Origin of the sequence: Paenibacillus sp. FSL P2-0322 (genome assembly GCF_037975315.1) — a bacterium.
GTDB lineage: Bacteria > Bacillota > Bacilli > Paenibacillales > Paenibacillaceae > Paenibacillus > Paenibacillus polymyxa_B.
In genome coordinates, this window is sequence record NZ_CP150243.1 from 681339 (window position 1) to 703506 (window position 22168).

Here is a 22168-nt window from a genome sequence, read left to right on the forward strand (position 1 = left end):
CAAGAAAACAAAGAAGTCCATCTTATACGATTATCAAGAGATATTTTTGATAGCCCAGTAAGGTAGGGGGGGATTTCAATTATCCGCTCTTTCGAACAGATTGAAGACGCGTTGCGTCATAGCACACAGCAGGATGAATATATATTGGATGGTACGCTGGTGATTGAGGAGTATATAGACGACGGGGAAGAATACAGCGTTGAGGTGCTGACGACTAATGGAAGGCACGAAGTGCTTGCAATCACAACCAAAGAGGTGGTAATGCCTTATTTCATAGAGGCTGGTCACCTGTTACCCGCACCTTTGAAAATGGAAGATCGAGAGGCTATTCAAGAAACGGTATGCAGTTTACTCACTTCCATTGGACATCTTGAAGGCCCCTCACATACAGAAATCAAGCTACGGCGAGGCATACCGTACATTATCGAGTCTCACACACGATACGGTGGCAATCAAATTTGGGATATGGTTCGGCTAACCACAGGCGTCAACATGCAGCGTGCTACCGTGTGTCATTTGCTCGACATTCCTTATGTGAAAGAGAAGGTGAAATATCCGTTCTGCTGCATAAAATTGTTGCTGCCACAAGTGGAAGGAAAGGTCGTCATTATGAGCGTCAATGGAGTAAACGAGGCGGAGCATGCGCTTTCATTAATCCGAATTGAAACAGCCTCCATCCAGCAGGTTCAATCTATCTGAGCACAACTTGCACGAGACTGTTCATTTGTATCGGGTCTGCCCAAGGGCAGACTCTTTTTTTATACAAGAAAAAGTCCATCTTATAATCGTCAGCTTGGTTTTTTTGTGAAAATATGGTCCAAAGGTCCTTTGTTCTGAACCAATTAATAAAAATATATAAAAAAGATAGAGAATTCCTTATCAAAGATATTGGATTTTGGTACTCAATTTTATTGTTTATCGCACAAATTTTAGTTGACTCGCTAGTACACAACTTTATTGTCTGAAGAGAGGTGTCATATTTAATGAAAAAATTTTCAGATTAAACGAGAAAAATCATCATAATTGACAAAGAAGAAGTTATACAAATTATTGATTGTATAAATACTCATTTTTAGAGTTGTGGATATTCTCATGAAATATGAAAATTAGGGCAGATCTAATAACTTCGAGTCAATGAGTTCTCATTAATTATGAAAATGATCCTCAAATAATGCATGTATTCTGCTGTTGTTTTCTCATTAATTTATGACACCACACATGTGAGTAACTATTAGAAGAGGAATTACTGAATAAAAATTATCTGCAATTATAATTAAGATTAATTGTAGTATGCACCGAGTCTAAACGGGAGAAATAGTTTGTTTAATAATTACTAGTTTGTAAGATGTCATACTTGTTGGAAACATGTGATGATATTTTCCTTGAATTTATTGGATCGCTAAAGCAGCCTCCTTTTGTTTCCGAATATTTCATAGCTCTCTATGCTGTAATCAAAACCATGCGCAGTCATTTGCGCGTGGTTTTTTACGTAAAAACATTTACAATATACATTTGATTGTTTTCCCCTGAATGATTAATATAATGGACAATGTCATAAACCTGCCGTATTAAAAATAGAGATGAGGATTGCTATGAATAAAGCAAAGATTCTTATTATTGAAGATGATGCCCCGATTGCCGACTTGCTTTCGTACGGGCTTTCTATGGAGGGGTTCCAGACACGCACAGCGGCCAGCGGAGCAGCGGGAATGCATGAGTTGCAGTCGTTTCAGCCCGATTTGCTGCTGCTGGATTGGATGCTGCCTGACCAGAGCGGTCTAGATATTTGCAAAAAGGTGACTATGGACTATAACATACCGATTTGCATGATTACGGCCAAATCGGATATTACCGATAAGATTCTCGGCCTTGAATTCGGTGCCGATGATTATATTACCAAGCCTTTTGATCTGCGCGAAGTTGTTGCACGCATTCGAACCATTTTGCGCAGAGTGGAGCAGGCGAGCAGCCCGGACAGGGAAGAAGCCGCGAAAGCCGTCATTAGGTTTGAAAATATTGAAGTGATCGAAGAAGAACGGCTTGTCCAAAAAGAGGGCCGTCCCGTTGAATTGACCCCCAAGGAATTTGACCTGCTTATGATGCTGGTTAAACATCCGGGCAGAAACTTTACACGTTCCGAACTGCTTGATCTGGTATGGGGTTATCATTTTGCCGGAGATACCCGTACGGTTGATACGCATATCCAAAGACTCCGCAAAAAGCTGGATGCCACTGGATGCATTACTACCGTCTTCGGAATCGGGTACAAATTCAAAAAAATGGGTGGATAAGCATGATACGTAAAATCAGCATCAAATTTCTGATCGGTTTTTTTCTGATTTTTTCGTTTTCTTTTGTCGTGCTTAATCAGACAGTCAAGGAATTTATCCGGACAAGCAATCAGAATTTGGTTACCTCCGAACTGATCGGACTGAAAAACAATAGCAATGTGTATGTGCGCCAGGCTTTCCTGATTAACCATTTCAGCAGCAATGAGCTGTATTTTGGAGAGATTGCCAGGGAGATAGCAACTGATCTGAACCATACCACGGACAGCAGTGTTGGCGTATATACGGTGAAAGGCAAATTGCTTTATGCCCCGGACAGCTCCTTATTTCAGCAGCAAATGCAAAGCGATCTACAGCAGGCGATTGATGGCAATACAGCGTACAGCATTACTTATGATCGTAATAAGACGACTGTCCTTTTCTCCTATCCGGTTGTTATAGACGGTTCAAAGGTGGGCATACTGCGTTTTTACAAAGATTTCAGCTCACTCTACGAACAAACCGGACAGATTCGGCAGATTACTCTCTATATTGCCTTGGCGATTTTTGCGGCAGCCTTTCTGTTTTCCTATATTCTTTCCAGGCATATTACCATCCCGCTGACCAGACTGACGCAAGCATCCACCGAGGTGAAAAACGGGAATCTGGATATCCGCCTTCATTTTAAACGCAGGGATGAAATTGGCCGATTGTCCGAAAATTTTAATGATATGATTGATCAAATTAGTAGACAGATTCATATTATTGAGAAGGACCGGGACCATTTAAAGCAGCTTCACCAGCAGGAAAAGCGCTTTTTTGACAATATTACTCACGAACTGAAAACGCCATTAACCTCCATTTTAGGATATGCAGAGCTGATCAGGCTGAACGGTGAGAAAGATCGTGTTTTTTTTGATAAAGGAATGAATCATATTATCGAGGAGAGCAGGCGCCTGCATGCGATGGTGCTAAAACTGCTGGAAGTTTCACGCAAAAATATCATGATCAATGAGCTTGATCGGGTGGATATCGGGCTGATCCTACGGGATGTGTGTGAATCGATGGTGATCCGGGCACAGCGCTATAAAAAGACCATCGAATATGAGATTAGTGAGGAATTGATCATGTTGGCCGATGGGGACAGAATCAGACAGCTGTTCATCAATTTGATAGATAATGCGATAAAATACAGTTTGCCGTTTTCGGCAGTATCGGTAAAAGCGGTGCGGTCAGAAGAAAAGATCCGCTTGATCTTCAGCAATCCAAGCGATCCGATTGAGGCAGAACATCTGTCACGCTTGTTACAACCATTTTATCCGGCTTATTCCGACAGCGCGGAAGAAGGCAGTGTAGGCTTGGGTCTCAGTATTGTGAAATCCATCGTTGAAGAATTTGCAGGTTCCATCATGATTACAAACGAGCATAATGAAACAATCGTAACGGTGGAATTTAAAGCTCTGGAAACCGCGGGGAACGGAGAATGAATAATGGGCAATAAATATAAAAATTTTGTAATGCTGCTGGTCGTATCTGTCGTGGTATTACTGCTGTCAGGATGCGGTTCAGAACCAAAAACAGAGACCGTCGTCATCGCCGACAGCAATGAAGTTTCCAGTGCCGATCAAAGCTCTCGGCCGTTTCAGGTCCAAAGAATATATCGGCTTCCGGATCGTTTTGTGAATACGGGTCAGCTGCTGGGCTGGTCGTCTGCAGATGCTGTCATCGCTTCGTTCGGAGCCATGACCATACTGAAGCGAGGCACGCTGGAACGTTTAACTTATCCGTATGAGCAGAGCAAGGCCATACCCGGAATCGGCAATGTAACTTCCAATACTATACTTTCTCCCGATGGTAAATATATTTGCGAATTTTCTCGTTCTTCCTCGGAGACAACCTTAAAGCTTATTTCCTTGCAGGATGGCAAAGAAAAGGAAATAGACAGGATCAGTACCAGAAACGATTCTTATGTACAATATGTTTCCTGGTCTGCCAACAGTTCGTATATCGGCTACCTGGTAGAAAACCCGGTTGATAATGGAGCTGATAGCCTGTACATCTACGATATGGGGGCTCAAACTTCCAGCAAATATCAGTTAAAAGGTATCCTAAAGGGAGACACGCTTTTGAGTGTTAACCTTGCAAATGATGGTCGCAGCGTACTGCTGCAGTTATTTCGTGCAAAACAAGGTCAGAAAAAGGTGCTAACCATGGGGAAGGTTTCCGGGAAGAATATTGAGTTTCAATACGAGCGTCAGTTTGGTGGAGATTCAGTAGCCTGGATGAATAACGACCAGTTTGTGTTTCTCGGAACGGATAGTTCATTGTACGAATATGATCAGCGAAACGGCGAGCTCTCCGTCATTCTGGAAAAAGTGCTTGATTTTGAATTCTCGCCTGACAGGAAAAATATCGCATACACCGTGTATGATCAAAATGTCACTTACGTAGGCAAGGTGCAAGGAAGAAATATACTGTACAACGAACCGGTGTATCGCGGAATTTTGCCGACGCATATGTACTGGAATCCGAACAATAAAAGTGTACTGCTTCAAGGACAAAAGCAATTGGATTCCTCGCAGACTGCGCCAACGGATTCTCCTAGCAAGGAGTCATTGATCATTGAATTGAAATAGTGATTAGGATCGCCATATTTGTATATGTCAAAAACCTTATTTCGGTTGTTCAGCCGGAATAAGGTTTTTCTTTTTGCAACCGTTGTGACAATTTGTTTACATGTTGATCAAACTTTAGCGACATCTTTTTTCTATAGTAAGTAAATGAAGCAAGATCTATTAGCCTATAAGGACAAGGAATGGACCATAGTGAATGGAAACCGGAATCTGCACCTGAATCAACCCATAAAACGTTATATGACCGGTCTGGATGGGCTAAGGGCCATCTCCGTGCTTGCTGTTATTGCTTATCATCTTCATTTCAGATGGGCAGAGGGTGGGCTGCTGGGAGTGGAGATTTTCTTCGTCCTGTCAGGATATCTAATTACGGATCAGATCCTTTTTGAATGGAGGACGCGCAGCGGTTTTTCTATTGTGCAATTCTGGATAAGACGAATGCGCAGACTACTGCCAGCAATGATCTTTATGATGACTGCAGTGGCATTGTGGTTTTTAATTACCGATTTCTCCAGACTGCAGGAATTAAGAGGGAATTTTGTATCCTCGCTTTTTTACGTAAACAACTGGTATCTCATTTTTCATCATGTTTCCTATTTTGAGAGCTTTGGCCCGCCTTCTCCAATCGGGCACCTCTGGTCGCTTTCCATTGAGGAACAGTTTTACGTAATCTGGCCGCTTGTTCTACTGATCGGTCTGTGCCTTGCACCGCGACGAGGCAGACTGATGTTATACATTCTGGGTTGCGCCGCCGTATCCGCCATAGCAATGGCCGTTATATACGAACCCGGAACAGATCCAAGTAGGGTGTATTACGGGACGGACACGCGGGCGTTTGCCATTTTAATCGGAGCGGCTCTGGCGGTAATCTGGCCCAGCTGGAGACTGAGCGACAATGTATCTTCTTCGTCCCGGACCATGCTGGATATGACTGGCGTGCTGGGCATTGTAATGCTGTTTATCCTGATCGGTCAGACCAACCAGTTTGATGATTCGCTGTATCGCGGCGGTTTTCTTTATTTATCACTCATTACTGCAGTTGTTATTGCTGTACTTGTTCATCCGGCCAATCGACTGGAACGATTGCTCGGCTGCCGGCCTCTAAGCTGGATCGGTAAGCGATCTTACAGTCTGTATATATGGCATTATCCGGTCATTATTTTATCAAGTCCCGCGGTAAGTACCGAAGATGCCAGCTATATGCGCATTGCTCTGCAGGTAATGGTCAGTTTCATAATGGCGGGTCTTTCCTACAGATACATCGAAGAGCCCATCCGCCGCGGGACCTTTGGGACCAGCCTAAAATCACTCCGCAGATCAGGCGCTGGCAGCCAACTAGGTCTTGTCGTAATTGTTATCGCCATCATTCTGGTCCTGACATCATGGAAGACGGATTCACCAGATCCTGTACCCGATGCGCCAGCAACTGTAAGCCGGGAATCCGTCCAGACAGAAACGCTGCAATCCGGCTGTTCCGCTGAAAATCATTCCGCTGAAAATACAGGCCATTCCGCAGAAGGAGAGGGGGTCACGGCGATTGGAGATTCTGTCATTCTGGATGCCGCCCCGTTTCTGGAAAAACAGCTTCCCGGTATCATCATAGATGGCAAGGTGGGACGGCAAATGTCACAGGCCGAGGATGTGCTTGATGGCCTGCGGGCACAGGGCAAACTTGGCCATAAAATTATTATTGAACTCGGCACCAACGGCGTTTTTAACCAGAGTCAACTGAAGTCCTTGCTGGCTTCACTGCAGGATTCCCGGCACATTTATCTGATAACGACCAGAGTACCGAGAGGGTGGCAGAATACCGTAAATGACAATCTACGTGAAATTGCTGGTGAATTTCAAAATGTCCGGCTTATCGACTGGTATTCGGCCAGCGAAAACCGCAACGATCTGTTTTATGACGATGGTGTTCATCTGAAACCAGAAGGCGCTCAGTATTATGCCTCGTTTTTGATTGATGCTATCAAACAAGATAAAACCTACTAGCATGTTAAAGGGAAGGATGAACTAGGTATGAACAAAAAAAATGGATGGATGGTAAAAACATTAGGGGGTTTTATGGTTATCCTTATCGCTTTAGGAGCCATCGGCCTCCATATGCACGCAAAGCAAAATTCGGATGATAACGAATCACGCAGCAAGGATTCTTCTCTATACAATCTTGATGCGATGCAGCCCGCTGCACAAAAGCGTGCGGCTTCCAGCACCAGCGGAGAACAAGCTCAACCATCCGCTTCCTTAAACGGCGAGGGCGTCACGATGATTGGAGATTCGGTTACGGTCGGAATTGAGCCTTATTTAAAAGAGCAGCTTCCGAATATGACGGTTGACGGCAAGGTTGGCCGGCAGATGTCTCAAGCTATAAAAGTCATTAATGAATTGTCCGCCCAAGGCAAACTGGGAGACCAGGTCATTATCGAACTCGGCACCAACGGTCCGTTTAGCAAAGACCAACTGCGCGACGTACTGCAATCCCTTTCTGGAGCCAGACAGGTAATCTTGGTTACCACCCGGGTGCCGAAAGGCTGGCAAGACACGGCGAATGACACGATTGCACAGGTCGCTGGTGAATACAGTAACGTCAGCGTGGTGGACTGGTATTCGGCTAGTGTAGGCAAAGATGAATATTTTTATAGAGATGGCGTCCATTTAAAACCAGATGGTAGCCGATACTACACTTCACTTCTCGTAGCAGCCTTGCAAAAATCTTAAATACAGAAAGGGGCAGGGGCGTTCATCATCCAGAAAGGAAGAATGACATGACACAGAGGAAAAAGAGGATATTGACTGTAACATTGTTACTTGTGGTCGCTGCTGTAATCTTTGTCTTTTACTATTTCTTGTCCATTTACAAAGGATTAGAAGGACTTAACAAAACACCGGCAAACTCCTCGTTCATTAAAGTAAGCACCGATAATGCCGAAGCTCTGGAAGCTCCGGAGTGGGAGGGAACCGAGCCTGTCAACATTCTGCTGATGGGTGTGGATGCCCGTGGAAGTGACAAGGGCGAGGTACCCAGATCCGACAGCATGTTGGTCGTTTCATTGAATCCTGCCAATAAGCATATTCATGTATTTTCGATTCTTCGAGACACTTATACGGATATTCCCGGGTACGGCAAAAATCGAATTAATACCGCTGTTACGCATGGGCCAGATACGGCGATGAAAGCAGTCAGCGAATTGCTGGGGGTGCCTGTTCATTTTTATGTATATACGGATTTCCAGGGGTTTATTAAACTCGTGGATGCTGTAGGCGGACTCGATTTTTATGTCGAAAAGGATATGTACTATGAGAGCAAAGCCGATCAGCATGAGTATGATATTAATTTAAAGCAGGGACAGCAGCATTTCGACGGCAAAACGGCGCTTCAATATGTCCGTTTTCGTCATGATGCCATGTCCGATTATTCCAGAACAAAAAGACAGCGGCAATTGATTACGGCATTAGCCGAGAAGGTAAAAACAACGACTTCCATTATGAAGTTTCCTTCCATTCTAGAGGAAATCAGTCCGTATATCGATACCAATTTGTCAGTCTCTGATATGTGGAATTTGGCTTCGGTAGGGTATCAAAGTACATTACAGGGAAATGAACAAATACCGCCAATGAAGCTGTTAAAAGAAACCTATGTTGGCAGAGCGGCTGTTCTGGACGTAAAAAGTCGAACGGATTTGAAGCAATTTGTGCAAAGTATCATAAACTCCGACGCTTCTAACTCGATTACAGACAATCCTTCCGAACAAAAGTAGAAAACAGATTTTGAATAGGATTGGACAATATATAAAATCATCATTTGCCGGACAATAGTCTGTTAAATGCTCTTTGTGAATAAAGAAGAGTACAACATGGTCTTTCGGTTATAAATAGGGGGAAAAAGAATGGGTACAAAACCGATAGTAAAGTTCTGCTTGGCGTTAACCATATCCGCCGCCATGCTTCTGGAGATCACTGCTCCGCACATGGCTATGGCTGATGCTGCACAGCGTGCAAAAAGCACGTTATTGAACGATAAACAGAGTCAACCAACAAAAACAATTTCAACGCAAGGTGAAAATACCCGGACACTGAAATTGGATAACAATGTAGCATCCATGACGAAGAAAAGAACAATTAAAGCTAGATTTAAACTTCCGAAGGGGACCAATATAAAGAAAATACGCTGGACATATGGTGGAAAGCCATTATCGGAATGGAAATCGTACAAGAATGGCGATTATAATGGCGCCCCCTTTATCACAGTTACTCAGATAAAAGCAGAAAACGGAGAAGTCACTGCAAATATCAATTTCGGTCTTACTTACGGTACGGAGAATCTTGCCGAACCGAGTCTGCAGCGTCCGCTATACGCTTCCCTGATGGGGACCTATGAACTGGCTGCAGTAGTCAACGGAAAAACTGTTGCCCGTGCTCCCATGAAACTGGTCCCGTACGACAGCTTCCGCACGTATGACGAACTGAAGCCGGAGATTGATGCGATTACGGCACAGGCAGCTCAAAAAAACAACAGATACATTAAAACGATGTCGATCGGCAAATCCGTGGAAGGCCGCGATATTTATATGACTGTGCTTGCCAAAGATAAAGCAACGATTGACAAATATCAGAATGTAACTCATCCTGACATGCTGAATCATCCTGCAAAGCTGGAGAACGATATTAAATCCGGTGCATTCGGAGATTATCAAGTGCCCATCTGGATCAACAATATTCATCCAAATGAAGCGCCGGGCTTTGATGCGATTATCAATTATTTTAAGACCATGGCCCTCGATAAAAATGTTACGTACAAGACCACCCCGTCCAATGGAAAATCGAGTACGGTAACTCTGAATTTGGATGATGCGCTTGATCATGTATTTTTCCTGTTCCTGTATACGGAGAATCCGGATGGAAGGGTTCATACCGAACGTTCTAATGCTGAATATTTTGACTTGAATCGGGATAATTCATATCAAACTCAGCCTGAAACACGCAGTATAACAGAGCAAATCGCCAGATGGTCGCCGATTTCTTTCCTAGATCTGCATGGGTTTGATAAGAATTTTCTGATTGAGCCTACCACACCGCCTCACAATCCGAATATTGAATACGATTTGCTTATGGATAACATGGTAGAACAGGCAAAAGTGATGGGTGAAGCAGGTATTGCAAACACGAAGTATGATTACTACCATATTCCTTATGAAGAACATCGTAAAACGGCCGAAAATCCTAAATATGTTTCCAAAGGAACTGCTTCGGGATGGGACGATGCGTCTCCAGCCTATACAGCTGTCTTCGCCATGCACCATGGTGCAATGGGACATACGCTGGAAACACCTGAATCGAATGAGGAGTCGACCAAAGCATTGTACTATAGTGTCGCTGCAGCAACCGATTATGTTATGGAAAAGAAAGAAAAGTTATTTTTGAACCAGCTGAAAATATATGAACGTGGAATTAATAATATGGATGATCATGCCGTAGATCGGTATCTAGTCAATGCAAAAAATCAAGTCATTGGCCGCCCGCGTCACGGTAATAAGAATTTTTTCCCTGAATATTACGTTTTGCCGACTGATAAAAGTCTTCAAAAAAATCCGCTGGAAGCCTACCGGATGATTGAATATTTTATCCGCAATGGAGTAAAGGTTGAACGCTCGACAAAAGCTGTAAGTGCTGCTGGCAAGACCTACCCTGCAGGTTCATTTATCATAAATATGCATCAGGCCACACACGGCATTGCAAACATGGTTTTATATGATGGTATTGACGTCTCAGATTATGCTTCCGTAGCTGGCGAGATTGTACAGGACTTTCCAGTCCTACGAGGATTTGAATGTGATGCGATTAGAGAAGCCGGAGTGTTTGCGGGCAAAACTTCTCCGGTGACTTCCGTATCGATTCCGGCAACACAAATGCCGAATCATTCTGCCTATGTTTTAATTCGAAACACCAATAACGATGCCATCAAAACCGTTAATGAATTGCTTAAATCCGGCAAAGCGGTTACGATGCTATCCAAAAGCGGAACAGGATATGAAGCGGGTGACTTTGCAGTGGCCTATGATGATCTGCACCCGCTGGCCTCGAAATACGATCTTGATGTAACGGCATTCGGCAATAACAGACCTGTTGGCAAAGTTCTTAAACCTTCTACGGTAGCCGCTCTCGGCGAACCAGCTTATGTGCTCAAAAATCTCGGTTTTAAAGTGACCGATGATCAGCAGCATGCCGATGTGCTGGTGAATACATTCGATTCCGACAAACTTGTCGAGAAAGGGAAGCCTTACATTGCTTATGGAAATATGGGGATGGTTAATGTGAAAAACTGGATTCCCCAATTTGCGTTTGCTGGACCGACATGGGAAAGATACGAAGGGGTCTTCCTGGCGAATATCAAACAGGATCATGTGATTACAGCTCCTTACGATAGTGAAGAATACTTCTACACCGTTACAGGTTCTTACATTACGAAACTACCTAAAGCAGCAAAAGTTCTTGCAACCATAAGTAATAAAGAAAACTTCTTCAAAGCGGGCTGGTGGCCAGGTCACGATGCCGCAAGAGGAAAGATCATGGCCTTCACCTATAAGGAAAACAAAAAGAATCTTACTGTTTTCTCCAATGATCTAACCAATGGCGCTCATTCACAGCAGCAATTCCGACTACTGGCCAATTCAATTTTTAATGCCGTCGCCGAAAAATACTGAGTGACTTTTAATAATATTGCAAACAACCTTATTCCAGTGATCAACTGCGAATAAGGTTGTTTTTGCGATAAAACGGTTTCGCCTACTGTGACATTTTGTTTACAACTTGATCAAACTTTAGCGACATCTGCAGGATATATTGGACTATAGCGTGACATCAATCCTCTGCATAACCAGGTTGATAAAAATGTGAATTCAGTATTTTCAGGGAGGAATGCAAGTTGCTAAGCAGTATAAAGCTGATGAGCAGATTCGTCAGAGAGTATGTGGAGGAGACAAGAATTAAGGATACTGTTTATTCCAAAAGCGTTCGACCCGCACAATGGTTACAACAGCAGCAGTTTTGCTCGTGACGGCCCCGCCGCTAATGGTTCTTGGATCAAGCATTTTCTCGAGCGCCTATCTTCTTAGTGATATCGCGGGAGGTTCGATGTCTGCTCTCGCCTGGGCTCCTGCATTTGTTACTGGTATGGCCATTGGTCGCTTTGCTCTCACCAGGATGCGAACTGCTCTCTTACTCACAGGCAGCGGTATCGTTATGCTTGTTATTCGTACAACACTGGCTGCTTATGTACTTCCGAATTGGAGTCTGCACCTTGAATAATGGCTGGTAAGTGTGCACGGAGCTGCTCCTGCACAGCCGGATGAATACGCAATTTGGCCTCTTATAACGTTAAAAATATTTAGTATCATTCCATCTTATACTTTTAATATTGAGGAAAATATAAGATTCGTATAACAACGTATTTATATAAAGATATAAAAATTGGAAAGAAGGCGGTTCTATGAAAAAACACATGTTGATTTTATTGCTATTGGCCTTATCGGCCAGTTCTTTATCAGCGTCCTTTGTTCAAGCAGAAGAGGCGCAGCAGCAGTCTTCCAATACAAGTGTGAAATTAACACTGAGTCAAGCCCAGCAATGGGCGCGATCAAATAGCTTTAGCTTGAAGGAAGCCCAGCAAACGATAGATCGTAACCGGATTAACCTAAAAAATGCAGGTAAGAATTTGGATTTTATTCCGGCAGGTACAGGCAACGGTGAGGAAGATGCGGCTAGTAGCTCAGCTTGGAAGGGGTATGCCTCATCGACGGTTTCTTATTTGGAATCTAAGAAGCAAATTGAACTTGCCCAAGATCAGACAGACTACGCTACAATGAAAAACTATTACGATGTACTTCTGGCTGATAACAAAGTGAAGAGCAGTGAGGATGCACTTACGCTTGCGTTATTGGAGGAAAAAGCTGCTGAGGCGAAAGCCAACCGTGGGAAAATTTCTCCAGGTGATCAAAGTACCATTACTCAGAATCGACTAGAAGCACAAAAGAATGTAGAGATTGCAAAAGCTGCGCTTCGAAAAGCGATGGATTCACTAAATACGCAAATGGGGCAACCTCAAGGTACGGTGTATGAACTGGTTGATCGACCTGTTTACCGGAAGATGGATAACACGAATTTAGATACGCTGGTGACGCGTGCAATCTCGGCGAGTCCTTCGGTATGGAGGCAGGAGGAGGCTGTCAAGCTGGCAAAGATGGAAGTTAAATATTACACGTGGAACTCAGGAAATGATGATTATGAAATTAAACAGATTGAAGTAGATTCAGCAGAAGGCGGATTGGAAAATACCAAGGACCAATTAGCAGAAACACTGAAGAGTATGTACTTTAACTTACAGCAGAGTTATGAACAATACGAACAAATGCAAAGTAATCTGCAGAACACTAATAAAGTATTAGATATATCTCGTAAAAAAAAGGAACGAGGATTTGCTACAGGTACAGAGGTCGCCACGAATCAGTTAAAAGTGAAGCAAATTGAACGGAATAAGGATGAACTAATTGTTCAAATGACAATGCTACAACATGCTTTAAACAAGCCGTGGAGCGTATAGGTTTTAGAAAAAATACATTTTAAGGGGATATAACATTGTCGGAAACAGAAAAGAAAGATGCTTTGCAAGTGTTAAGAAGGAAAAAAAGATTGAAAGGGATCATAGGTATTCTTGTCTTGGTTATTATAGCGGGAATTGGAAGTTTTGTTTATATGAAAAAGGGGCAGGAAAAGCCCGTGGAGAGTCCTGTGAACCAGATCGTACAGGTACAGAAAACAAACATGACCGAGTCGCTTAAAGTGACTGGGACCGTTCAGGCATCTAAGGAAGTGAATATTAATTTTACAAATGTCGAGGGTGCCAAGCTCATTGCTGTCAATGTCAAAGCAGGAGATAGTGTCAAGGCTGGTCAGGTGCTGGCTCGTTTGGATGATTCCGATTCCAGGTTACAAATTAAAAATGCTGAGTCCAATGTAGCGATAGCCCGAGCCAAGCTGGAGGAAACCAAGCGTGGACCGAAGTCCAGTGATATTGAGCTCCAGAAGGCAAATGTCTTAAAGGCACAGATGGCGATTAAAACAGCCAAGGACGGGATGGATTTAGAGGAAGCCACTGCACAAAAAGAGGCGGCCAAGGTGACTTTGGATAAAGCACAAAAGGATTATGATGACCAGGTTTATCTAGTTCAGAATGATGCAGCTGCAGAAAGTGACCTGGCGACGGCCAAGCAAAACCTGGATAAGGAAAAATTGGATATGAATAATGTTGAACTTCAATATAAAAAGGCAAAGAACCGCCAAGCTCAGGCGATTGAGGAGGCGAAAATGGGCTATAAAACAGCTTTAATACAATTAAGAGCTGCACAGTCCCCGCCTGATGCTTCCAACATTCAATCCGCACAGGCTTCTTTACAACAGGCGGAAACGGAATTGGAACAGAAGAAAAGTGTCCTGAACAAATTACAGGCTACAGCGCCATGGGATGGAATAATCATGAAGGTCAACGGCGATGTGGGTACCAGTCCTACAGCACCTTTTATTGTTATGAACAACTCTAATACAGGCATTATGAAGGTTAGTGCCAAGGTTAACGAAAGTGACATTGCTAAAATGAGGACTGGGCTTCAGGCTACGATGCACACAAGTTCATTCCCGGACAAACAATTTAAAGGCAAAGTCCTCTTTGTATCTCCAGAGCCGGTTACTGAATCCAATGTGACTACATACAAAATTGAATTATCTTTAGATAGCCAAAAAATAAAGCTACAGTCAGGGATGAATATAGATGTATCGCTCCAGTTGGCTGAGCACAAAGATACGCTTACAGTGCCACTGTTCGCATTGAGATCCGAAGGTGGAGTGGATGGAGTATATGTAGCGAAGAACCCGGCTAACCCTGCAGATTATGAATTCAGGCCAGTGAAGCTGGGTGTCTATACAGCGGATCAGGCCGAAATCAAGTCCGGTGTCAAGGAAGGCGAGACCATTGTTATTCCACCTCAGAGTGGTAGTGCTGGTTCCAATGGCAGTCAAGAGGGTCAAGACCCTGATGGGGGTCAGGCACAATGAGAGAAAATCAATCCCATAAAGTTGTTATCGAAATTAAAGAACTGAAAAAAATGTATGAGGTAGGCGGTCAGAAGATTCAGGCTCTGCGCAGTGTTAATTTATCTATTAGCGAAGGTGAATTTGTTGCCATTATGGGACCTTCTGGTTCGGGCAAGTCTACCATGATGAATGTCATTGGTTGTCTTGATCATCCCGATACCGGAGAGTACTACCTGGATGGGTACTCCATATTGGATGCTCGTGAGAACGAGCTTTCGGAGATTCGAAATCAGAAACTGGGTTTTGTGTTTCAGAAATTCTATCTACTTCCCCGAACTACAGCATTAGCAAATGTAGAGCTACCTATGATGTATGCAGGTATACCTGCCAAGGAACGCCGGGAACGAGCCGTGGAGGCACTACGTAGCGTTGGTCTTGCAGAACGAATGTATAACAAGCCTAATGAGCTTTCTGGTGGTCAGCAGCAACGTGTCTCCATTGCCCGAGCATTGGTGAATAATCCTGTTATTCTGCTGGCGGATGAGCCTACGGGAGCACTGGATACGAAGACGAGCGTCGAGATTATGGAGCTGTTCCAAGGCTTGAATGAGCTGGGAAAAACTATCGTCTTGGTCACGCATGAGCTGGAAATTGCTGAATATGCCAAACGATTGATTAGTTTTCGGGATGGTAATATTGAACGAGATGAGCGTATTACGAATAGACGAATTTCATCAAGGATGGTAAGCCTATGAATTTGATGGAAACAATCCGTGTATCTATGAATAGCTTAACCACCAACAAGATGCGCTCATTTTTAACGATACTCGGTATTATTATTGGGGTAGCGGCGGTTATTGCCATTATGGCAATCGGAAATGGATCTAAGGCCAGTATTAAGGAGGAAATCGACAAATTAGGAAATAACGTGCTTATGGTTGCTCCAGCCATGCCAATGACTGAAGAAGAAGTCATTGTGAGCAACTTGGCCTCATTTACGTGGGCTGATATCGAGGCGTTGGAACAAAAGAAGTCTATAGATGCATTAATGCCAAATATAACGAGCAATTCAAAAGCTACGTGGGGGCGATATAACTATAACGCCACTATTGTAGGGACTTCCGCTTCATTCTATAAGGTCAAAAAGGCTTCCTTTGCCGAGGGTAGAACATTTACCAACGATGAGATGGATAAACGCATGAATGTCGCCGTCCTTGAAAGCCAAGCGGTTCAACGTCTTTTTGGTGGAGATACCCAAAATGTATTAGGACGAACGTTTCAAGTTAAACAGATCCCTTTCAAAGTGATCGGAGTATTGGATACTCAGCCAGTTACGAACTTAAGCTACGGTAGTGATGATCAAATTTATATCCCTGCTACCACTATGATGAACCGTTTGGGTGAGAAGAATATTGTCACTCTGGATGTGTCCGCCAAGTCACCAGCTTTGATGGATCAGGCTCATTCAGACATATTGGAAAGCTTGCGTGTGACGCACCAGCTAAAACCTTCAGAACCGGATCAATTTCAAGTTACAAGTCTGTCCGAAGCAGTAGGTGCAGCTTTAGGTGTAGATAAAATCATGAGCAACTTGCTGGGAGGTGTAGCCGCGATATCGCTCGTGGTAGGGGGAATCGGAATTATGAATATTATGATGGTTTCAGTTATAGAGCGTACGAGAGAAATCGGGATTCGAAAAGCTATCGGTGCCAAGCCAAGAGATATTATGATTCAATTTCTGTCAGAAGCAGTTATCTTCGGTCTAATGGGTGGTATCCTCGGGGTTGTTACTGGTATAGCAGCATCCAAAATAATTGAAGCAACTTCTCATATGGCCATTGAATTTACGGTCTCGCCTATCATATATTCGTTTCTCAGCTCCGCAGGTACAGGCATTCTATTCGGGGTATATCCAGCTTATAAAGCAGCAAGCTTGAAGCCTATAGATGCATTGAGATACGAATAATTTTATTGGCACATGATCGCAAAATAAAACGTAAACTGCTTCTAGATTTTGGAGAAACATATACTATTGAAAAAAGCTATACGCATAATAGAACCAGAGCTCATCGGATTAAGAGAAGAAGACTACTGTTTATTATTATCATTTGTATTGTTCTAAATATTTTAAAACTCTCTGACATCTTCAGTAGTAAACCACATCCAGTAAAAACGATTGAATTTGCAGAAAAAATAAAAACAGTATCAACCGACAAATTAAATAACGAATCCAAAGGGAGCGAATCCTCTCTAAAAAATGTTACTGATATTGAAGATGCAGCCATTTGTTGAAAAGTACTTGAATCAGCAAATGCTCGTCCAAAAGCCTGAGGAGACAGATGATAAAAATTTCTATGTTATTTATGTCAAGAGAACACTGTAACCAAACAGAACGGAAGGAATAAGCAAAATATGGACATTAAAGATTTAGAGGATCTATTTTTATCTTATAAATCAGAACTCTTTGGAAATCCTTGAGAATAGTGCATAACAAACAGGATGCCGAAGATTTGTTGCACGAATGCTTTAATTCGGTTTATAAGTGCTTCCCTTGACTGGCCCAAAGATCGTATCCGTTTTATCTTTTGAGAATTGCCAAAAATCTTGTTATAGATTTATTAAGAAATGAAAAAAGATGGGAGGATACTCTTCACATAGAGAACTAATTGATTATCACTGGGATACCCTGGATTTGAAAATTCGAGAGGAAGTCGATCGGATTTTTTTGATGGTAAGTAATGACTAGCAAAGGACTGTACTTAATTGCGCCTAGTCCAAGGATACTCCATAAAAGAAATAGCTAATAATTTTAAACAAGAGTGAAGCTTCTGTGAAGTCGTTGCTGCACAGAGCTTCTTTTCAAGCACTAATCCTTAAATTTCTTTTTATTGTTGGGACTTTTTGGACCTGTCTGATTTCAATGCGCAGGTCAGGTGTCGGGCACCCAGGTAGGCCTTTCCGTAATCGTTATTGCCTTTGTTTTGATTCTGGCTTCATGGAAGACGGATACGTCAAAGCCCGACCTTTGCCTGATGCGCCGGCCGCTGTAAGCCAGGAACCGGTCCAGACGGAAAAGCTATGCTTCCGTAGTAGGTGAGATTGTGCAGGATTTCCTGGATCTGCGCGGTTTTGAACGTGATGCGGTTAAAGAAGCTGGCGTATTTGCGGACAAAACCTCTCCGGTAACAGAGATGCTGTATCATTCCATCTATGTGTTAATCCGAAATACAAATAACGAAGCCATCTAAGTGGTCAATGAACTGCTAAAAAAAAGAATAAACGTCACCATGCTTATGAAGAGCGGAGCCGGTTATGAAGCCGGTGACTTCGCAGTGGCTTATGACGATCTGCATCCGCTGGCAGCCAAATACTATCTTGATATAACGGCATTCGGCAATAACAGACCCGTTGGCAAAGTTCTTAAACCTTCTAATGTGAAAAACCGGGTTCCTCAATTTGCGTTTGCTGAACCGACGTGGGAAAGATGCTAAGGGGTCTTCCTGGCAAATGTCAAACAGGATCATGTGATTACAGCCCCTTACGATAATGAAGAATACTTCTACACCATTTCAGGTTCTTACATTACAAAACTACCTAAAGCCGCAAAAGTTCTTGCAACCATAAGTAATAAAGGAAACTTCTTCAAAGCGGGCTGGTGGCCAGGTCACGATGCTGCAAGAGGAAAGATCATGGCCTTCACCTATAAGGAAAACAAAAAGAGTCTTACTGTTTTCTCCAATGATCTAACCAATGGCGCTCATTCACAGCAGCAATTCCGACTACTGGCCAATTCAATTTTAAATGCCGTCGCCGGAAAATACTGAGTGACTTTTAATGATATTGCAAACAACCTTATTCCAGTGATCAACTGCGAATAAGGTTGTTTTTGCGATAAAACGGTTTCGCCTACTGTGACATTTTGTTTACAACTTGATCAAACTTTAGCGACATCTGCAGGATATATTGGACTATAGCGTGACATCAATCCTCTGCATAACCAGGTTGATAAAAATGTGAATTCAGTATTTCAGGGAGGAATGCAAGTTGCTAAGCAGTATAAAGCTGATGAGCAGATTCGTCAGAGAGTATGAGGGAGAGGAAAATATTAAAAAACGAGCTTCTTCCGTAAACAGCCAGTTGAATGAAAATCAAGTAGATGAAAAGACGGTTGCTAATAAATTGGATGAAAAAGCAGTAGATACAGCAGGTATATCCAATACATCCTACGACGGTACACAAAGCGATATTCCTTCTCGAAGCTCTGTAGAAGAGTCGAGGAGAAGGCGGGGCACCGGGCGTCTTGTAGCACTTGATGCAGTACGAGGACTGGCGGTGCTGGGAATGTACTTGCAGCACTTCGGATCGAACCCAAACGTTTCTGCGATTGTTTCCGGAAACACGACACTATTATTCGTATTGTGCGGGGGTATGTCTTATTCCATTATGGCACAGCGCATGATGGATCGGGGAGCGGATACGGCCGCTTTCCGTGCGCGAATGCTGGCACGCGCCGTATTTGTTGATATTATCGGATATTTGCTTATTATGCTGAACACTCCATATGGTGTCATTTTGCCTGCCTATGCAGCTATGTTTGTGTTGGCACTAATGTTATTTCGCCGTTCGCCCCGCACCATTGTTACAACAGCAGCAGTTTTGCTCGTGACGGCCCCGCCACTAATGATTCTTGGATCAAGCATTTTCTCGAAAGCTTATCTTCTTAGTGATATCGCGGGAGGTCCGATGTCAGCTCTCGCCTTGACTCCTGCATTTGTTGCCGGCATGGCCATTGGCCGCTTTGACCTCACCAGGATACGCACAGCTCTCATACTCGCAGGCAGCGGTATTGTTATGCTTGTGATAGGCAAAACGCTGGCCACTTTTGTGCTTCCAGGTTGGAGCCTTCGTTTTGAACAATGGCTGATCAGCGTACAGGGAATTGCTCCTATGCAGCCGGATGAATACGCAATTTGGCCGCTTAACACGGAACCACCAATGTGGCATATGCTTTTGCAGTCGGCTCCGCACACCGCTTCGTCATTCCAGACGATTATAGGCCTGGGAATCTCGTTTCTGGTATTGGGACTAGCATGCTTCGTGGCGAAGAAATTTTCCGCTGTATTAATGCCTTTTGCGGCAGTCGGGCGCGTGGCGCTGACCATGTATGCCATTCAGTTTGTGGTGGTCTGGATTCTTGATCTGATAGGAATCGGGCATAGTCTCGAAGGCGTTCCGTTCGGCGACCTGATTATCGCAGTGGCGGCACTACTGCTGGGCTGGCTGATTGCGCGGCTTCCTGTCGGCCCGCTTGAAGGACTGATGCGCCGTTTTGACCGAGTATTCAGTCCTACCCAACCAGTCTCACAAACAGTAAAGTAGATAGCCTTCTTGATACTCTATATTTATAGTCATAGAAAGTGCCGGGTTATAATTAAAACGGACTGATCAAACAGGATACCAGATAAAGAGAATACAGTCCGATTTTCGGTATTCATCGGCTCTGATCATGGTGCCTAAATAAACTGAGCTATAAGATAATCAATGAACAGAATTGAAAAAGAGAAACTAATCATGAAAATAATAGAAAATATTAATATTTAATTTCTCGGAAGGGGTGGGTTCAATTGTGAACCCATCCATTTTCCATTGAGTACAGTTATGGTTCTTTCTGTAAACAAAATCACTAATTACTGGCTAGAGGAAAAAAAGCCCTACGACTACATACATGAAGTTTTCCGCAAGATCGATGGGTCTCAAGGAAATTATGAGGGAATACGTCTACAATATGCTGATTTGAGTGAAAGTTCCTTTATAAATAGTGATTTTACGGGGGGCAATTTGATTGGTTCCTGTTGGTATAAAGCATATTTACAAGAGGCTGATTTTAACGATTGTTTGATACAAGAAGCACGTTTTGAAAAAGCCAACTTAAGAGGAACGTCTTTTCGAGATGCAGTAGCTGTACCTGGAATATACCAGTCTGAACGATGGGAAAGACCTGGTTTTCAACCCGTAAGTTTTGCAGGAGCAGATCTTACAGGAGCCAAATTTCAGGGGGCCAACTTCATTGGTGCAGCAGTTGAGGGAGCCTGTTTCAAAGGAGCGGTGCTGGATGGAACCCGATTTAGTTTAGGCATGCATCTTTAACCATAATAACAACCTATTTTGTGCTTTGTTAGGCTTGATAAAACATGTAGATTCTTCTTTAGTGTAAGAATATTATAAATAACTCAATTTTGGAGGAGTCTGTATGCCATATTGTAAAGTCAAGAATGCCAATATATATTACGAGGAAATTGGTAAAGGCAAACCGATTATAATGATCCATGGTTTTACACCAGACCATCGGTTAATGAGTGGGTGCATGGAACCGATATTTGAAGATAATCCCGATTGGCGTCGTATCTATCTTGACCTGCCTGGAATGGGACAAACAAAGGACTACGAACAAATATGTAATTCAGATGAAATGCTAGAAGCAGTTATAAATTTTATTGAAACTCTTGTCCCAAACCAAGATTATCTCATAGCAGGCGAATCATACGGTGGATATATTACAAGAGGAATAATTAATAGACATAAAGATCGTATTGGTGGAGCTGCACTGATTTGTCCATTAATTATTCCTGAACACAAAAGAAGAATACTTCCCGAGCATTTTGTTGTTCATTGTGATCGCGAGTTTATGGACACCTTAAGTGAAGAGCAAATAAGTGATTTTAGCGCAAATCAAGTCGTTCTCAATGAATATAATTGGAAAAGGTATTCTGAAGAGATAGTGGCAGGTTGTAAGATCGCTGACTACGATTTTCTTAGCAAGATTCAAAGAAACTATGGATTTTCCACCAATATAGATGAATTAGTTTTCGATAAACCAACAGTTTTTACTCTTGGGCGACAAGATGCAGTCGTTGGTTACATAGATGCTTTTAGAATTTTAGACAATTATCCTAGAGCAACCTTTGCTGTTCTAGATCGAGCAGGCCATAATCTTCAGATTGAACAGGCTCTATTATTTGAGTCACTTATGCGTGAGTGGCTTGAAAGAGTAACAGAGTTTGGATTTTAGTTGTATATTAATCCATTGAACTAATGCTTGGCTCGTCTGCAAAGCTTATGTCCAAAGGTTGGGATAGCTGCTAGTAGTGTGTCATTCGCATCTGTCTGCATATAAATGAAATA

The 22168-nt window shown here is 43.0% G+C and carries 20 protein-coding genes; all 20 read left to right on the top strand.

Annotation, left to right across the window (positions count from 1 at the left end; translation table 11 throughout):
• Nucleotides 1-99 precede the first annotated feature (99 nt).
• Complete coding sequence (locus MKY24_RS03145; protein ID WP_339202256.1) at nt 100-699, top strand: ATP-grasp domain-containing protein; 600 nt, start codon at nt 100-102, stop codon at nt 697-699.
• 893 nt (nt 700-1592) lie between these two features.
• Nucleotides 1593-2291: a response regulator transcription factor gene (locus MKY24_RS03150; protein WP_028541108.1), complete on the top strand. Its 699-nt coding sequence runs from the start codon at nt 1593-1595 to the stop codon at nt 2289-2291.
• A gap of 2 nt (nt 2292-2293) precedes the next feature.
• On the top strand, nt 2294-3754 hold the full coding sequence (locus MKY24_RS03155; protein ID WP_339201398.1) for a HAMP domain-containing sensor histidine kinase: 1461 nt from the start codon (nt 2294-2296) through the stop codon (nt 3752-3754).
• Between the two features lie 3 nt (nt 3755-3757).
• Complete coding sequence (locus MKY24_RS03160; RefSeq protein ID WP_339201399.1) at nt 3758-4903, top strand: hypothetical protein; 1146 nt, start codon at nt 3758-3760, stop codon at nt 4901-4903.
• A gap of 189 nt (nt 4904-5092) precedes the next feature.
• A complete protein-coding gene (locus MKY24_RS03165; RefSeq protein ID WP_028541105.1) occupies nt 5093-6895 on the top strand; it encodes an acyltransferase family protein in 1803 nt (600 codons plus the stop codon).
• Between the two features lie 27 nt (nt 6896-6922).
• On the top strand, nt 6923-7621 hold the full coding sequence (locus tag MKY24_RS03170; protein ID WP_028541104.1) for a hypothetical protein: 699 nt from the start codon (nt 6923-6925) through the stop codon (nt 7619-7621).
• Between the two features lie 47 nt (nt 7622-7668).
• Nucleotides 7669-8661 (top strand): LCP family protein, encoded by a 993-nt coding sequence (locus MKY24_RS03175; RefSeq protein WP_028541103.1) that lies wholly within the window; start codon nt 7669-7671, stop codon nt 8659-8661.
• Nucleotides 8662-8790: 129 nt separating this feature from the next.
• Complete coding sequence (locus MKY24_RS03180; protein ID WP_076265434.1) at nt 8791-11604, top strand: M14 family zinc carboxypeptidase; 2814 nt, start codon at nt 8791-8793, stop codon at nt 11602-11604.
• A 322-nt stretch (nt 11605-11926) separates the two neighbouring features.
• Complete coding sequence (locus tag MKY24_RS03185) at nt 11927-12208, top strand: hypothetical protein (RefSeq protein ID WP_256703711.1); 282 nt, start codon at nt 11927-11929, stop codon at nt 12206-12208.
• Nucleotides 12209-12389: 181 nt separating this feature from the next.
• Nucleotides 12390-13499 (top strand): TolC family protein, encoded by a 1110-nt coding sequence (locus tag MKY24_RS03190; RefSeq protein ID WP_068941295.1) that lies wholly within the window; start codon nt 12390-12392, stop codon nt 13497-13499.
• 35 nt (nt 13500-13534) lie between these two features.
• Nucleotides 13535-15007, top strand: coding sequence for an efflux RND transporter periplasmic adaptor subunit (locus tag MKY24_RS03195; protein WP_339201400.1), 1473 nt, complete (start codon nt 13535-13537; stop codon nt 15005-15007).
• A complete protein-coding gene (locus tag MKY24_RS03200) occupies nt 15004-15741 on the top strand; it encodes an ABC transporter ATP-binding protein (protein WP_053324566.1) in 738 nt (245 codons plus the stop codon). The genes MKY24_RS03195 and MKY24_RS03200 overlap by 4 nt, the downstream gene beginning before the upstream one ends.
• A complete protein-coding gene (locus MKY24_RS03205) occupies nt 15738-16952 on the top strand; it encodes an ABC transporter permease (protein ID WP_339201401.1) in 1215 nt (404 codons plus the stop codon). The genes MKY24_RS03200 and MKY24_RS03205 overlap by 4 nt, the downstream gene beginning before the upstream one ends.
• A 5-nt stretch (nt 16953-16957) precedes the next feature.
• The gene (locus MKY24_RS03210) at nt 16958-17278 is read left to right on the top strand and encodes a hypothetical protein (protein ID WP_339201402.1); all 321 of its coding nucleotides are present in this window, start codon (nt 16958-16960) and stop codon (nt 17276-17278) included.
• A gap of 809 nt (nt 17279-18087) precedes the next feature.
• Nucleotides 18088-18234 (top strand): hypothetical protein, encoded by a 147-nt coding sequence (locus MKY24_RS03215; protein ID WP_218639123.1) that lies wholly within the window; start codon nt 18088-18090, stop codon nt 18232-18234.
• A 45-nt stretch (nt 18235-18279) separates the two neighbouring features.
• Complete coding sequence (locus tag MKY24_RS03220) at nt 18280-18477, top strand: hypothetical protein (protein WP_218639122.1); 198 nt, start codon at nt 18280-18282, stop codon at nt 18475-18477.
• Nucleotides 18478-18510: 33 nt separating this feature from the next.
• Complete coding sequence (locus MKY24_RS03225) at nt 18511-18810, top strand: hypothetical protein (protein WP_339201403.1); 300 nt, start codon at nt 18511-18513, stop codon at nt 18808-18810.
• Between the two features lie 220 nt (nt 18811-19030).
• Nucleotides 19031-20365 carry a DUF418 domain-containing protein gene (locus MKY24_RS03230; RefSeq protein ID WP_339201404.1) on the top strand — a complete coding sequence of 445 codons (1335 nt, stop codon included), beginning with the start codon at nt 19031-19033 and terminating at the stop codon, nt 20363-20365.
• A gap of 267 nt (nt 20366-20632) precedes the next feature.
• Nucleotides 20633-21133, top strand: a complete 501-nt coding sequence (locus MKY24_RS03235; RefSeq protein ID WP_339201405.1) for a pentapeptide repeat-containing protein — start codon at nt 20633-20635, stop codon at nt 21131-21133.
• Between the two features lie 103 nt (nt 21134-21236).
• The gene (locus MKY24_RS03240; RefSeq protein WP_339201406.1) at nt 21237-22055 is read left to right on the top strand and encodes an alpha/beta hydrolase; all 819 of its coding nucleotides are present in this window, start codon (nt 21237-21239) and stop codon (nt 22053-22055) included.
• The last annotated feature ends 113 nt before the right edge of the window (nt 22056-22168 follow it).